Raw genomic sequence first — 13,654 nt, forward strand, 5'->3', positions numbered from 1 at the left:
TGCTCAATCCTGGCCGGAACATAGGCCCAAAACCCGGGGGGGTCAAGGCGGCCCCAGTGCCTCAGCCCGCGTCCCGCACTGCCCGCCCATACTTGCGGCACAGACCGCGAAACTGGTGATAGGTGAGGCCCAGGCTCTCGGCCGCCCGGCGCTGATTGTATTTGGCCCGGCTGAGCGCTTTTCGCACCAGAGCGATCTCCAACTCTTGCACGGCCTGGGTAAAGGGTTTGGTCTCGACATGTTGGGCTTCCGGCTCGGCTGGCTTGTCGCCCGACTGTGGTCCGGCCTCAAAGGGAGACCGAAAGGGGTTAAAAAGAATGGCCTCCTCAGTGACGTGAGCTACTTGGCTGTCATCAGACCGAGATACCGCCCGTTCCACGACATTCTTGAGTTCACGGATATTGCCCGGCCAGGGGTAGGCTTCGAGCGCGGCAACCGCCCCAGGACTGAACTGGGGGATGGCGTGCCGACCGAGTTCGACGGCCATGCGGCCGGCAAAGTGCCGGGCCAGCAGCAGAATGTCCGATTGGCGCTCGCGCAGGGGCGGCACGAACACGACCTCAAAGGATAGACGGTCCAAGAGATCGGGTTTGAAGCGGCCCTGCCTCACCAGCTGGGCCAGATCGGCGTTGGTCGCTCCGATGATCCGCACATCGGCCTGAATCGGCTGTGAGCCGCCGACCCGTTCAAAGCTGCCGTACTCCACAACGCGCAGGATTTTCTCCTGCACCTCGAGCGGCAGCTGGCCGATCTCGTCCAAAAACAGGGTTCCGCCGTCCGCCGCCTCGAAGCGCCCGGCTCGGCGCCCAACAGCTCCGGTAAACGCGCCCGGCTCATGCCCGAAGAGTTCGGACTCGATCAGGCTCGGAGCCAGGGCCGCACAGTTGAGGGCCAGCAGGGGTCCCTGCCAGCGTGGCGACAGATAGTGGAGACGCGAGACGGCCAGCTCTTTTCCCGAGCCCCGTTCGCCGATCAACAGCGCCGGCCGGTTGACCCGGGCGATCCGTGACAACCGCTCCTGAAATTCCAGAAAAATCTCCGACTGACCGATGGCCTCGGTGCGGCCGACGTGGGGCACCTCACCGGCCGTCTGGGCACCTCGATCATCTTGCATAGAAGCGTATTTTTCCATGGCTTTTGAAGCCATTATACGGTGATATTCGCAAAAAGATAGTGAAAAAAGCCAAGTCCATATTCTGTTCGATTCTGGCAAACAGCTGATATTCCTCAACTTTTCGATTTTTCGCAGTTTGGCACACTCCCTGCTCTCATGTACTCCAAGACCACAAGCAAACGGAGGACACATCATGGGAGTTTTCAGCCGACTCAGCGACATCATCAGCTCCAACATCAACGCCATGCTGGACCGGGCCGAAGACCCGGAAAAAATGGTACGGCTCATGATCCAGGAGATGGAGGACACGCTGGTCGAAATCAAGGCCTCGTGCGCGGGCGCGATGGCCGCCAAAAAGCGCATCCAACGTGACCTCGAACACGTCCACACCCGGGTCGCCGGCTGGGAGGACAAGGCCCAGCTGGCCGTCAGCAGGGGCCGCGAGGATCTGGCCCGTGAGGCGCTGCTGGAAAAGCGGCGCTATAGAGAACGGGCCGCAGCGCTCGAAGAAGAGCTGCTCCACAGCGGAGAACTCATCGAGCAGTATCAGTCCGATATTGCCCAGCTGGAGGATAAGCTCAGCGCGGCCCGCGAAAAGCAGCGGCTTCTGGTCCAGCGCCACATCCGGGCCCAAAAGCACAAACGCGCCCAGGCCGACATCCGCCGTTTTGAGAACAGCGATGCGGTGCTCCGCTTCGAGCAGTTTGAGAGCCGGGTCGAGCGCCTCGAAGCCGAGGCCGAGCTGGTCAACGTCCATCGCAAGCCCAGCCTTGAAGAAGAGTTTGACCGTCTCGAAGGCGACGAGGAGATCGAGCGAGAGCTGGCCAGCCTCAAGGCTGCGGCGGCCAAGCGGTCGGCCGACAGCTAGAAAGGGGGAGATATGGCGGCACTCTACGCATTGTCACCGATCAGCTGGGTCCATGTGATTGCCAGCCTGATAGCTCTGCTGCTGGGCGGCCTGCTAGTAGGGGGCCAGAAGGGAACGGCCAGCCATAGAAAGCGGGGCAAATGGTATTTCTATGCCATGCTGGTCACAAACCTGACCGCGCTGCTGATCTATCAGTTCGGCAGCTTCTTTTTTCCCCACTGGCTCGCCATCATTACCCTGGTGACCGTCTGTATCGGCTACTGGGCGATTGCCACCCAGGCCATCCGGCACTGGCTGGCGGTCCACCTGACGTGCATGATCGTCAGCTATTACATGCTGTGGGGCGCCACCGTCAACGAGGCGTTTTTACACATCCCGTCGCTCAGGCAACTGGCCGAGCAAGCCGACAACCCGGCGCTCGGCCTGGCTCACCTGGGGGTGATGCTGGTCTTTGTCGCGATCCTTATCGTTTCCGCTGTTCGCACCAGGAATCTGGGCGGAACGCTGATGGCGAACCCACCCGTACTCAAGACAAGAGGGACGAGATGAACGCAGGCACCTTGGCGGTTTTGCTCATCTTCGGCACCGGCTTTGTGGCGGTCACCGGAGGGCTGGCCCTGGCCGCCCTCAAGATCCTCAAAGGCAGCCCCCGCCGTGACAGCCAACTCGACAGCGAGGAAGCCAGACTCATGCAGGAACTCTACCAGGGGCTGTCGCGCCTGGAAGAACGCATCGAGGCGCTGGAGACGCTGGTGCTCGACCAGGACAGACCTCACACCAAAGGAGACCGACCATGACATCCGCCCCCCAGTCTCAGACCCAGCTGTATCGCTCCCGGGACGGAATGGTCTTGGGCGTGTGTAAAGGCATCGCCGACTACTTCGACTTCAGCCTGTTCCGGGTCCGGTGTGTGACCTTCGTCGTCTTCCTGTTTTCCGGCTTGTGGGCGGTGGGCGGGCTGTATCTCCTGGCCGCCCTGTTGATGAAGCCCGCGCCGGTCATTCCCCTGCAAACCAGCCAGGAGCAGGAGTTTTATCACTCTTACGCCGGCTCACGGGGCATGGCCCTGCAACGCCTGAAGCGCAGCTTTGACAAGCTCGACCGTCGTATCCAGCGCCTCGAACACCTGATCACGAGCCGCGAGCACGACTGGGAACGTCGTTTTCACACCTCCTAGCTCAGGCCCGAGCGAGCCGGCCGCCGGCCGCGATCTCAGCGGGCGAGGCGCGTTCCGCCCCGCGCCACCCTGACCCAGCTCCCAGCGGTCCTCGGACCCGGGCGAAATTTACTGGAGGGAATGTCGCATGACTACTGCAACGGAAACCGGCAACGGCCCACTCCAGGCGCGACGCGCCTTGTGGGCATCGGGTGTGTTCTATGTCCTTATCGCTTTTGAGTTCTTTTATATGGCCTCGCCATTTGCCGCGTATTTCTATGCGGTCTACGGTCCGGGGCTCGACTGGTTACAGGTCTCGGGAACGACGAGCTGGCTCATCCAGTTCTTCATGCCGCACCTGGTCGAGGAAACACGTTCGGTTCTGATCGATGGGCATGAATCCGTGGGGGTCGTCTTGTCCGTCGGCGGTCTGGCCGGGTTCGCGCTCGGGGCGATCCAGATCTATCGCGCCAAGCTGCGCCGGGAGGAGGCGGTCATGGGTGGGCTGTACCGCCATATCCGGCACCCGCAATACCTGGCGCTGATCGTGGCCAGCCTCGGCATGCTGCTGATCTGGCCGCGCTATCTGGTGCTCATGCTGACGGTGACGGTGGTCTTCATCTACATCGCCCTGGCCAGGGCCGAAGAGGGCAGATGTCTGCGCCAATTTCCCGGCTACGCCGCGTACATGCAGCGCACCGGCAGGTTTCTTCCGGCCCGGTTCAGCCTCAACATCGCCGTACGCTTTGGCGACAGCCGGCTGGCGCGTGTTGCGGGATGGGCGCTGAGCTATGTGAGCGTCCTTGGGCTGGCGCTTGTGCTTGCGTTTGGCATCCGGGTTCACACGCTGAACGCGCTTCATACCCATCAGACAGATGAAGGCGTGTATGTGTCGGTCGTCGAGATGACGGACGAGGACCTCGCTGCGGTAGCGACGCTTGCGCGGTCGGCGCCGGAAGCGCAGGCAGCCGTCGGGCAGAACGCGGCTGCTGAACTACGTCGTGCCGACGGAGATGTATATTTCGGAGATTCCGATGTTTCTGCCGCCCGGACAGGTCTTCGGACATGCCGTTCCGTCCGACCGCAACCCCGCTCTCTACAAGGTCATCTTCACCCAAGCCGTTTTCGGCGGCGAGGGACCGCCCCCAGGCGGCGACATCCTCTGGCAGGCGGTCAACAAGAAGCCGCTGGTGGAGGTCCACGTGGACCTGAAGGCCAAGACCGTCAGCGCGACCTTCCCGCCACCGGCAGAGCCGTTCTATGACAACCGGCAGGTACCGCTTTTCTGAGGAGGGGCCATGGCCGTGCGCTCAGGGAGTGATCCGCAGCCCGGTGAGCAAACGTTCTATACTGTGTTGGACTTCGGCCTTGGCGGTCGGCCGATCAGCGGCTTGGACGATGTAGAACGCCCCTTCGACTAAGGCGCCAAACCATAAACGAGCCAGCGCGCCAAGCGGCTGCGCGGCAATATAGCCCCGCTCCTGCAACCGCTCCAAGCTCTGGTGAATGAGGGTCAGCCCCGTCGGATTGGGTAGGGCGCTATTCAGAACGGCCGGACCATCGACATAGATCACCCGCTGAATGTCAGGAGCGGTGCACAGGTCCAGAAAGGTGTCGATGGCGGTCAGAATGCGCTGCCACTCGTCGCCCTCCGCCTCGGCCATACTCCGCGCAACCGCCTGCATCATAAGGCCTTCAATCTCGGTATAGACGGCGTAGAAGAGATCGGCTTTGTCTTTGAAGTGGTAATACAGCGCGCCTCGGGTCACCCGGGCGCGCTCTACAATGGCCTCGGTCGGCGTGGCGCCATACCCCCGCTCGGTAAACAGCGCCCGGGCGGCGGCCAGCAGGGCGGTCCGGGTTTCCTCTGATCGTTCGGCATTCGTGCGCCTGGTGCCCATTTATACTCCTCACCGTACAAGGACCCCCCATGCAGGTCCGGTCCCTAGTCGCTCTCGTCGGCCTCCTCGGCCAGCCGCCAGCCCAGGTCTTTGAGCAGGAACGGGGTCAGATCAACATCGTTGGCCGCGTCGAGATCGACGCTCAAAAAGGGTTCCATGAGCAGATCGGGCGAGGCGCTCGGATCAATATGGGCAATCGACGAGCCCGGCTCAACCGGGTCGGGCGCATACAGCCGGACAAAACCGTTGGGGTCGGCTCCGACCAGACGCTTGGGGTTGAGTCTGAGCGCGGCTCGCACGTCTGTTCGTGGCAGAGCGGCCAGCAGCCCATCGCCGTGGTGGTGCGAGATGCTGACGGCCGGGATACGACCCTGGCTGTGCGGCGCGTCCATGATCAGCGCCCCGCCGGGCTCGGTATTCCGAATCACAGCGGCGCTGGCTCCGGCCGCTTCGGCGTGGGCGACCTTGAGCGCAAACGGACAGTTGCCACGGTTGATGAACGCGATGCGGCCGCGCAGTTTTTGCTCCAGCGGCTCACAGCCATCAGTCGAGTCTCCGATCCGATCATTCACCAGCTCGACCCCGACATATGTCTCCTCAACATCCGGAGCCGGCCCGAAATCCGCCCGGGTCACCGGATACGTCCCGGCCAGACCAGGCGGAGCCTCAACGATCAACTCGGCCTGCCAGTCCAGGATGTCCCGGGCGGCTCGGGTTGTTGCCGGCCCGTCCCAGACGATGTGGTCACGGCTGACCTGGGCGTCGAGCAGCTCCTCGGCGTTCATCTCATGAAAATGCTTGTCGGTGGTGGTGTTGAGGCTGAAGACCGCATAGCGGTCGGGGAGATCTAAGGGCGTCTGGCCCGAGGTCTCATCAATCAGGCTGGTCAGTCCCAGCCCGTGGGCAAACTCGTGCATGGCCACATTCAGCAGCGCAATATCGCCCGCAGCCGGGGCATTGTCAAAGCCGTAGTACCAGTTGCCGGGCAAGCAGGCGCTGTTGTCGTCCACCTTGCCGTTAAAATAGACCACGATGTCGTCCTGGAAGGGTGGTTTGAGCAGTTCCGCAGCCGCCCGTCCGGGGTGCAGGTCAAAACCCGCCAGCTGGTTGGCCAGCGCCGCAGGATACCACGTATCCGCGTCGATAGATGTCGCCGGAAAGTTGGCAAACACGCGGATCGGGCCGGCCGCCCCCAGCACGGCCGTGGTCGGACTGCACGGCAGCGACTGAAAGGTCGCCTGGATCACGATATTCACGTCGCCTTCGAGCAGGCCGCTCCACAGCTCGGCGGCCAGGCGCAGCACGTTCAGCCGCTGCTCGCCCAGCGTCCGACCCGGATTGCCGCCGACCGGACTGAGCGGAGCGGGATCGTTGAGGCCCACCTCGACCGCATCGACATTGTTGATCCGAATCGTCACCTCGGCCCGGACCGGCGCGGTCAGGACCAGCAGGCCCAGCCAGCACATGCCGAGACCCACGAGCCGGGCGACTCGCATTACTCCTCCGCCCGCAGCGGCAGCTGGTGGCCGCCCGTTTCGAGAACGGCCGCCGCCTGTTCCAGACCCGACACACAGCTCATGTCCGGCAGCCCGTGTTCGTTGACCTGGGCGACAGAGAAGTTCAAACGCTCCGTGCCGACCACAACCGAGATTGTGCCGTCAGCGAAATAGGTCGGCGCGCGGGGCGCAGAGCGAAACTGGTGGCGCAGGGCAGCGGCCAGGGACTTACGCTGAGTCGGGCTGGGGGGCCGCAGCCGGCCCGTATCGGGATCGGTCCCGACCTGAATGTGGGCGCGCCCGGCCGCCGCCGGCGCGGCGGCCGGAACAGGCGGAGCGGTGCTTGTGGCTTGGTCTGCCGCGGTCTCAGAGGCCTGCTGCGGTCGGGGGGCGGGCGCCTGTTCTCGCAGCACGGTCATCAGGGCCAGCGCCAGGACCAGTCCGACCAGCAGCGCCGTGCCCGGCCCTTTTCTATCCACCAAAATAGCTCCTGGGATTATCGACCGTCATGGTCCGAATCGTGCCCTCGCTCACGCCGGCTTTGCTGAGCTGAGGCAGGATGTTCTTCATGATGTGGGAATAGCTCCAATTGGGGCAGGCGTCCATGAATTTCTGCCAGTCGTCGCTCACCCGGCCCAGCCAGCAGCTGACGTGGTCGTGGGACAGCATAATGCGATCAAAGCCGACCGCCAGCAGGCCGATCAGCGAGGCCAGGCGCATCTTGTCCGAGGCGATCGTTTCCACCCCGAAACGATCAAAGCCGATCCAGGCGCCCCGCTCAAGAATGGCGAAGTAGTAGCGCATATCGCCGACCCCGCAGGCATGGCCGATCAGCACGCTGTTGAAATCCACGCCCTCGTCTTCAAACACGTCGAGCGTCTGGCGTCCCAGCGGCCCGAGTTCGTCGTTGTGGCACAGGATCGGGGCGCCGGTTGCCTTGTGAGCCCGGGCGGCGGCCCGCAAACAGGTTTCCTCACACGGAGCGATGTCGGTCGCGGTTTCGGTCATGCCCGGAATCCCGCCGGTCGCGGTCTTGATGATGCCCGGCTTGATACCGGTGTCGTTCATCCCCTCGGTCAGCTCACGCTCGTAGACCTCGGCGATGGCGTCGGCGTCCAGGCTGCGGAAGTGGGGCGGAATACCCAGCGCCTCGTTGTACAGGCCGGTCGCCATGATGATCTGGACGCCCGACTTCTCGGCCGCCTCAAGGGCGAACTCGGGGTCCCGACCCAGCTCCATAGGACACGGATCGACAAACGAGGTCACCCCCAGAGCTTTGATCTCCTTGAGCTTATCGACCACCTTTGCCATTTCGCCCGGCCGGTCAAAGCTGGCATTGTCAAACTCCCAGCCGGGGAAGCCGGCCGTCAGGTGTTCGTGGATCAGGGTAAAGCCCAAGTCCTCGGGCGTACAGGTTCCGGTTACGGTGTGAATCGTCGGCATATGCGACTCCTTTCCTAGAGATACTGCAAGAAATACAGATTATTCCCGTCAGGGTCTTTGAAGGCCGCAATCCGGGCGCCCCAGTCCTGATCCTCGGGTTCACCCAGGAAGCTGATGCCCTTGGCCCGACACTCGGCGTAGGACTGCTTCACGTCGTCAACCAGGAAGCTGATATGATCCAGACCGGGCGGATTGTTGGCCAGGCTGGCCTCTCGCCCAACGGCTTGAGGGCTATGCCTGGTCTGAAACAGAAACAGCACGGCGGTCTCCGAGGTCATGGTACAGCCCTTCACATCCGCCTCGTAGTCATCGCCTTTCTGAAACCCCAGCTTTTCATAAAAGGCGACGGAACGCGCCAGATCGGTCACCGCCACGCCAACATTATCAATGCCCTTGAGCATAGGCTGTCCTCCTTTGCTGTTGGTATGCTCCCCCGCCCTAGCCGCTCAGCTCTTTCCACACCGTGCCGATGATCCGTAGGGCGTCGTGGATATGCCGCCGGGTCAATCCGTAGTGGGTCACCGCCCGCAGACGCCCCCGGCCCAGGTCGCCGATCCTGACCCCGGCGTCGGCCAGCCGGGCGACCAGCATGGTCTCGTCAATCCGCTCGTCTGCAATCCGAAAAATCACCAGATTGGTCTGGACGGTTTCCAGGTCCAGCCGCAGGCCGGGCAGCTCGGCCAGGCCGTGGGCCAGAATCCGGGCGTTGGCGTGGTCCTCTTCAAGGCGTTCGACCATGTCGGTCAGGGCCACAATGCCGGCTGCGGCAATAATCCCGGCCTGCCGCATCCCGCCCCCCAGCATTTTGCGGTAGCGCCGGGCCTGGGCAATGAATGCGGCCCGGCCACACACCAGCGACCCGACCGGGGCGGCCAAGCCCTTGGACAGACAGAACTGGACCGAGTCAACCTGACGGGTCAGCTCCGCGACCGTGCAGCCCCTGGCGACCGCAGCGTTAAAAATCCGCGAGCCATCCATATGCACCGGCAGCTCGAAGCCGTCGGCCAGCATGCGGACGGACTCCAGATACGACGCCGACAAGACCGTGCCACCACAGCGGTTGTGGGTATTTTCCAGACACACTACCCCGGCCGGCGCGGCGTGAATATCGCTCGCGGCCGGCCGAACGGCCCGCTCCAGATCAGCCACGGCCAGCTCGCCAAACCGCCCGGTCGGCACCGGGTGGAACACGCAGCCGCCCAGCGCCGACACTCCACCCGCCTCATAGTGGTAGATATGCGCCTCATCGCCGACAATCACCTCGGCGCCCCGCCGGCAGTGGCTCAGCATGGAAACGAGGTTACCCATCGTCCCGCTGGCCACCAGCAACGCGGCCTCCTTGCCCAGCAGCTCGGCGGCCAGGGCTTCGAGCCGGTTGACGCTAGGGTCTTCGGCCATGACATCGTCGCCCAGCTCGGCCTGGGCGATGGCCTGACGCATGGCCGGGCTGGGCAGGGTCACGGTGTCGCTGCGCAGATCGATCATATCGACCATAGACCTACCTCCGTCCTCGTAGCTTCCCGATCTGGCGCCGCTCACGCTTGGTTGGCCGGTGCGCCCCGTGGGGCCGAAACTGGGGCGGCACGAAAACGCTCCGCTCCTCGCGCGGCGGAGGCGGCGGCGAGTGATCTTCGTACAGCTGGCGCGCCTCAGAGGCCGGACCGCGCCGCTCGGCCAGGGCAACGACCGTGAACTCCTTGCGGCCGGCCGGATGGGTGACGCTGACCGCATCGCTGACCCGGACCAGCTTGTGGGGTTTGGCGGTATGGCCGTTGACCTTGACCTTGCCCCCGTCGCAGGCTTCGGCGGCCAGCGAGCGACTTTTGTACAAACGGGTGGCCCACAGCCAGCGGTCAATGCGGACAGCGGGCGCGGCCTGGACGGCTGCGGCAGTACGGTCGGCCATCGGCTCAGCTCCCAAAGGCGTTGAGCACGGCCCGGATGCCGGCGTCATAGTCACCGTCGATCGCGGTCGGATACAGGACTACATAGGACGCTCCGCCGCGTTCGAACTCTTCGACCTTGTCGCGACAGGCCTGGGCCGAGCCGAGGGCCGCCACCTGGGTCGCCATGTCGTCAGACACGGCCGCAGCGGCGGCGGACGGATCGTTCTGCTCCCAGGCCGCAGCGATACCGGCCGCTTCGGTCTCGTAGCCCTGGCGAACAAACAGGCGGTTATAGTACGGCATCCGGCCGTAGAACGACAGCGTCTGTTTGACCGAGCGCAGGGCGACCGCCCGGTCGTCGCACACACAGCAGTGCATGATCAGCGCAATCTGCACCTCGGCGGCAGAGCGGCCGGCCTGCTCGGCACCCCGGCCGATGCCGTCAACCACTTCCTGCAAACCGTGCGGGGCATAGTTGAGCGGCAGGCTGCCGTCGGCCAGCTCTCCGGTGAGGCCGATGCTGCGGGGTGAGATGCCGGCTACATAGATCGGAATCTTGCCGCTGGGACGCGGCACGGGAATACCCCGCGAGGCCATGGCCGCCAGGGCCTCATCCTCGCCGCGAAAAATCCGGGACAGGCTGGCGATGTACTCGCGCAGCGCGGTCAGCGGTTTGTCCATGCTGATACCGAAGGCCGCGTTCACCGGCACGTGGCTGGTGCCCAGACCGAGCAGCATGCGGCCGGGGGCCAGCTGGTCGATCGTCATGACGTGCAGGGCGGCCAGCAAGGGATGACGCAGGTAGAGGTTGGTGATACCGGTGCCGACCTGAATCCTGCCCGTGTGGCTGACAAAATGCTGGGCCAGGGCCAGGGAATCGGTCATCGACTCGGTGACCAGAAAGTTTCGCAGCCCGATCGCTTCGGCCTGTCTGGCGTAGTCGGTCAGGGTATCGATATTGCCGGGCGCCATATTGCTCATGAGCAAGAGTCCGGGGGTTTGCATGGGGACCTCCTTTGCTGTCGATTTCAAATCACAAGCCCGCCGGAACTGCAACACGGACCGGGCTCAGGCAAAAAATTGTTGCCGTTGTCAGCCCGGCGTGCTAGCGTCAGCCCCAAACCGGGACACCAGTCGGGAGGACGCCATGGACGCAAAATCCGGAGCCCAAGAACGCTTTGACAGCGTGCGCGACGAGATGCTTGCCCTCAGCCATCGGATTCATGCCAACCCGGAGCTGGGCTATGAAGAAGAAAAGGCCGCAGCCTGGCTGTCCGAAACCCTGGACGCTGCCGGCTTTCAGGTTGAGACCGGCATTTGTGATATCCCGACCGCGTTTGTCGGCCGGGCCGGCAGCGGGCCGCTGCATATCGGCATCTGCGCCGAGTACGACTGCCTGCCCGAGATCGGCCATGCCTGCGGGCATAACATCATTGCCGCCATGGGCGTCGGGGCGGGCATTGCCGCAGCCAAGATCGCGGATGAGGTCGGGCTCACCGTGAGTGTGATCGGTACGCCAGCCGAGGAGGGCGGCGGCGGGAAGATCCAGCTCCTGGAGCGCGGCGGCTTCAGCGGCATGCACGCGGCCATGATGGTGCATCCGGCCCCGCTGGATGTTGTCGAGTTTCCGATTATTGCGGCGTCCATGTTTGACGTGTGTTACACAGGCAAAGAGGCCCACGCCTCGGCGTTTCCCGAGCGTGGCATCAACGCCGCAGACGCGCTGACCGTCGCCCAGACGGCTATCGGTCTGCTGCGCCAGCACATCCGCTCCAGCGACCGCATTCACGGCATCATTACCAAGGGCGGCGACGCGCCAAACGTCATCCCGGCCCATACCAGGGCCAGCTATATGGTGCGAGCCAAGACGATTGGCGATCTGGCCGAGATCCAGGAAAAGGTCCGTCGCTGTTTTGAAGCCGGCGCCCTGGCGACCGGCGCGACTCTGGAGATCGTCGGCGACGAGAAACCCTATGCCGAAATGCACCACGACCCGGATATGGCGGCCGCCTACCGGCGCAACGCGGAAGCTCTGGGGCGCAGCTTCCCGGATCGTGGCTCGTCTCTAGAAAGGGCGGCCGGTTCGACCGACATGGGCAATGTCTCGCTGGCCCTGCCGTCAATCCACCCGGCGATTGGGATCGACTCGCTGCCGGCTGTCAACCATCAGCCCGAGTTCACCGCTCACTGCGTCAGCCCGGCCGCGGACAAAGCGGTCATCGACGGTGCGCTGGCCATGGCCTGGACCGCCATCGATCTGGCCACGGACACACAGATTCGTCAGCGCCTGTTGAGCAAAACGGCCTGAGCAGGGGTCAGCCTAGCGAAACAGGCCGGCGCTGGGCCAAAACCGGGCAGACATGCTCTGGTAGGTCTCTTCGTTCAAGAAGATATCGGCAAAGGAATCGGCCTCCGGGGCGATGAGATACAGCAGACATACCGACCCGACCATGGCGGCCGAGGTCCCCAGGTTGCCGTAATCGATCACTTTGAATGCCGTGCCGAACGAACGCTTGATCCGCGTGCTCATGAAATCCACGCTGAAGAGTTCGTCCAGGAGCAGGTGAAGGATATAGCCGATGCACACAAAGCTGCCGATGATCCAGGCCAGAAGCGGACGACAGGCAAAGACCACATAGCTCAGGTTGGTCATCAGCAGACCAAAAAACAGCCCGGCCGCCAGCGAATGAAAGATCCCTCGATGGACGGTGAAACGGGTAAAGACGAGCCAAGTCGGATAGCGGATAAAGACGTAGACAAACAGCCACAGCAGCCACAGTTCAAGCGTGGAATACTGATCGACATGGGCGAAGACCACTAAGAAGGCGGTCACAAAACCCAGGACGGTGAATAGAATCTGGATCGGGGTGGAATGGTCCGAGTCAATATCGGGCAGAATCCCGCCCAGGGTTCCGACGACCGACAGGGTCATGACCTCGCCCGGACTCGCCACTCCAGCCCCCAGACACACCGTCGACAACAGCCCGCTGCCCACTGCCGCCACCGTCACATGCGTCCGAAAATTGGCCATCCTTATTTCTTCCTCAAGCCGAGCAGCAGACCCAGACCGGCCATGCCCGCAGCCGGAATATTGCTGATGACAAACTCCCGAAAACTGCCGGCACGCGGCTGCATCCAGGCCACGAACGCCTCGTAGTACGCCTGTATGCCGGGCCAGTTCACCTCGACAAGGCTGACGTACTGCAAGCCGAACAGCGCCAGCAGCAGGCCGCCGACAATCACCAAGGTGAGCTTCAGGAAGAAGGCCAGGGCGTAGCCGAGGCTGAAGCCGGCCACAAAGCTGAAGCCGAGCCGCATAAGAGGTCCGGACCACTCCTGCAAATCGCGGCCGAAGGGCGTGGCCGGCGTCTCGCCGGAGGCGCTGAACTCACCGGGCTCGACGACGCCAATCTCGGCTTGGTCCAAAGGCTCATCCGGGATTTCGGCCAAGCCGTGTATCTCCTCCCCCCAGGACCCGGTCTGACTCGAACGCGTTTCTGTCGGTTCGGCCAAGCCGTCTATCTCGGCCATGTCCTGGTCCGAACGTTCCGGCAGGGGCTCGGCCAGTCCGTGTCCACCGAGCGCTCCTAGCCCAAGAACAAGCGCAAGGACAAAGAACGCTTTGCGCCAGCAAGAGGGACTGACACTGGCCCCTATCGGATGGTGCGGTGATTGGTGTAACGGACGATTCTTTGTGCGCCTGTCGCTCATCCTCAACATCCCCCCTCCTCCGGCTGTCCGCTGACCCCTTCACATTACCGAGCTTTGTGAACAATGGCCAGAGGCAGGC

The 13,654-nt window shown here is 63.4% G+C and carries 17 protein-coding genes; 6 read left to right on the forward strand and 11 right to left on the reverse strand.

The window, feature by feature from the left end:
- Positions 1–61: 61 nt before the first annotated feature.
- Positions 62–1,114 (reverse strand): phage shock protein operon transcriptional activator, encoded by a 1,053-nt coding sequence (gene pspF, locus J4F42_03385; protein ID MCE2484532.1) that lies wholly within the window; start codon positions 1,112–1,114, stop codon positions 62–64.
- 193 nt (positions 1,115–1,307) lie between these two features.
- Here pspF and pspA point away from each other — a divergent pair, with 193 nt between their 5' ends.
- The 5 genes from pspA to J4F42_03410 all read left to right on the forward strand — a co-directional run bounded on the left by pspA (position 1,308) and on the right by J4F42_03410 (position 4,402).
- The gene (pspA, locus tag J4F42_03390; GenBank protein MCE2484533.1) at positions 1,308–1,982 is read left to right on the forward strand and encodes a phage shock protein PspA; all 675 of its coding nucleotides are present in this window, start codon (positions 1,308–1,310) and stop codon (positions 1,980–1,982) included.
- A gap of 12 nt (positions 1,983–1,994) precedes the next feature.
- Positions 1,995–2,531, forward strand: a complete 537-nt coding sequence (locus tag J4F42_03395; GenBank protein ID MCE2484534.1) for a DUF2306 domain-containing protein — start codon at positions 1,995–1,997, stop codon at positions 2,529–2,531.
- The gene (locus tag J4F42_03400) at positions 2,528–2,779 is read left to right on the forward strand and encodes an envelope stress response membrane protein PspB (protein ID MCE2484535.1); all 252 of its coding nucleotides are present in this window, start codon (positions 2,528–2,530) and stop codon (positions 2,777–2,779) included. The genes J4F42_03395 and J4F42_03400 overlap by 4 nt, the downstream gene beginning before the upstream one ends.
- A complete protein-coding gene (locus tag J4F42_03405; protein ID MCE2484536.1) occupies positions 2,776–3,159 on the forward strand; it encodes a PspC domain-containing protein in 384 nt (127 codons plus the stop codon). Before J4F42_03400 ends, J4F42_03405 begins: the two co-directional genes overlap by 4 nt.
- A gap of 127 nt (positions 3,160–3,286) precedes the next feature.
- Complete coding sequence (locus J4F42_03410) at positions 3,287–4,402, forward strand: isoprenylcysteine carboxylmethyltransferase family protein (GenBank protein ID MCE2484537.1); 1,116 nt, start codon at positions 3,287–3,289, stop codon at positions 4,400–4,402.
- Positions 4,403–4,448: 46 nt separating this feature from the next.
- Here J4F42_03410 and J4F42_03415 read toward each other — a convergent pair whose 3' ends face one another.
- The 8 genes from J4F42_03415 to J4F42_03450 are packed head-to-tail and all read right to left on the reverse strand — an operon-like array spanning position 4,449 to position 10,869.
- The gene (locus J4F42_03415; GenBank protein MCE2484538.1) at positions 4,449–5,039 is read right to left on the reverse strand and encodes a TetR/AcrR family transcriptional regulator; all 591 of its coding nucleotides are present in this window, start codon (positions 5,037–5,039) and stop codon (positions 4,449–4,451) included.
- Positions 5,040–5,083: 44 nt separating this feature from the next.
- The gene (locus J4F42_03420) at positions 5,084–6,535 is read right to left on the reverse strand and encodes a hypothetical protein (GenBank protein MCE2484539.1); all 1,452 of its coding nucleotides are present in this window, start codon (positions 6,533–6,535) and stop codon (positions 5,084–5,086) included.
- A complete protein-coding gene (locus J4F42_03425; GenBank protein MCE2484540.1) occupies positions 6,535–7,014 on the reverse strand; it encodes a hypothetical protein in 480 nt (159 codons plus the stop codon). The genes J4F42_03420 and J4F42_03425 overlap by 1 nt, the downstream gene beginning before the upstream one ends.
- Positions 7,007–7,978, reverse strand: a complete 972-nt coding sequence (locus J4F42_03430; GenBank protein ID MCE2484541.1) for a phosphotriesterase — start codon at positions 7,976–7,978, stop codon at positions 7,007–7,009. The genes J4F42_03425 and J4F42_03430 overlap by 8 nt, the downstream gene beginning before the upstream one ends.
- Positions 7,979–7,992: 14 nt before the next feature.
- Positions 7,993–8,379, reverse strand: coding sequence for a VOC family protein (locus tag J4F42_03435; protein ID MCE2484542.1), 387 nt, complete (start codon positions 8,377–8,379; stop codon positions 7,993–7,995).
- A 37-nt stretch (positions 8,380–8,416) separates the two neighbouring features.
- Positions 8,417–9,472, reverse strand: a complete 1,056-nt coding sequence (gene ltaE / locus J4F42_03440) for a low-specificity L-threonine aldolase (GenBank protein MCE2484543.1) — start codon at positions 9,470–9,472, stop codon at positions 8,417–8,419.
- A gap of 4 nt (positions 9,473–9,476) precedes the next feature.
- Positions 9,477–9,884, reverse strand: coding sequence for an RNA-binding S4 domain-containing protein (locus J4F42_03445; GenBank protein ID MCE2484544.1), 408 nt, complete (start codon positions 9,882–9,884; stop codon positions 9,477–9,479).
- A gap of 4 nt (positions 9,885–9,888) precedes the next feature.
- The gene (locus J4F42_03450; protein MCE2484545.1) at positions 9,889–10,869 is read right to left on the reverse strand and encodes an LLM class flavin-dependent oxidoreductase; all 981 of its coding nucleotides are present in this window, start codon (positions 10,867–10,869) and stop codon (positions 9,889–9,891) included.
- 142 nt (positions 10,870–11,011) lie between these two features.
- Here J4F42_03450 and J4F42_03455 point away from each other — a divergent pair, with 142 nt between their 5' ends.
- Positions 11,012–12,172: a M20 family metallopeptidase gene (locus J4F42_03455; protein ID MCE2484546.1), complete on the forward strand. Its 1,161-nt coding sequence runs from the start codon at positions 11,012–11,014 to the stop codon at positions 12,170–12,172.
- 12 nt (positions 12,173–12,184) lie between these two features.
- Here J4F42_03455 and J4F42_03460 read toward each other — a convergent pair whose 3' ends face one another.
- Entirely contained in the window at positions 12,185–12,895 is a 711-nt protein-coding gene (locus tag J4F42_03460; protein MCE2484547.1) for a metal-dependent hydrolase, read from the reverse strand.
- A 2-nt stretch (positions 12,896–12,897) separates the two neighbouring features.
- Positions 12,898–13,395 carry a hypothetical protein gene (locus tag J4F42_03465; protein ID MCE2484548.1) on the reverse strand — a complete coding sequence of 166 codons (498 nt, stop codon included), beginning with the start codon at positions 13,393–13,395 and terminating at the stop codon, positions 12,898–12,900.
- Positions 13,396–13,654: the final 259 nt, after the last annotated feature.

It is taken from the genome of Desulfurellaceae bacterium, assembly GCA_021296095.1.
Classification (GTDB): Bacteria; Desulfobacterota; Binatia; order Bin18; family Bin18; genus JAAXHF01.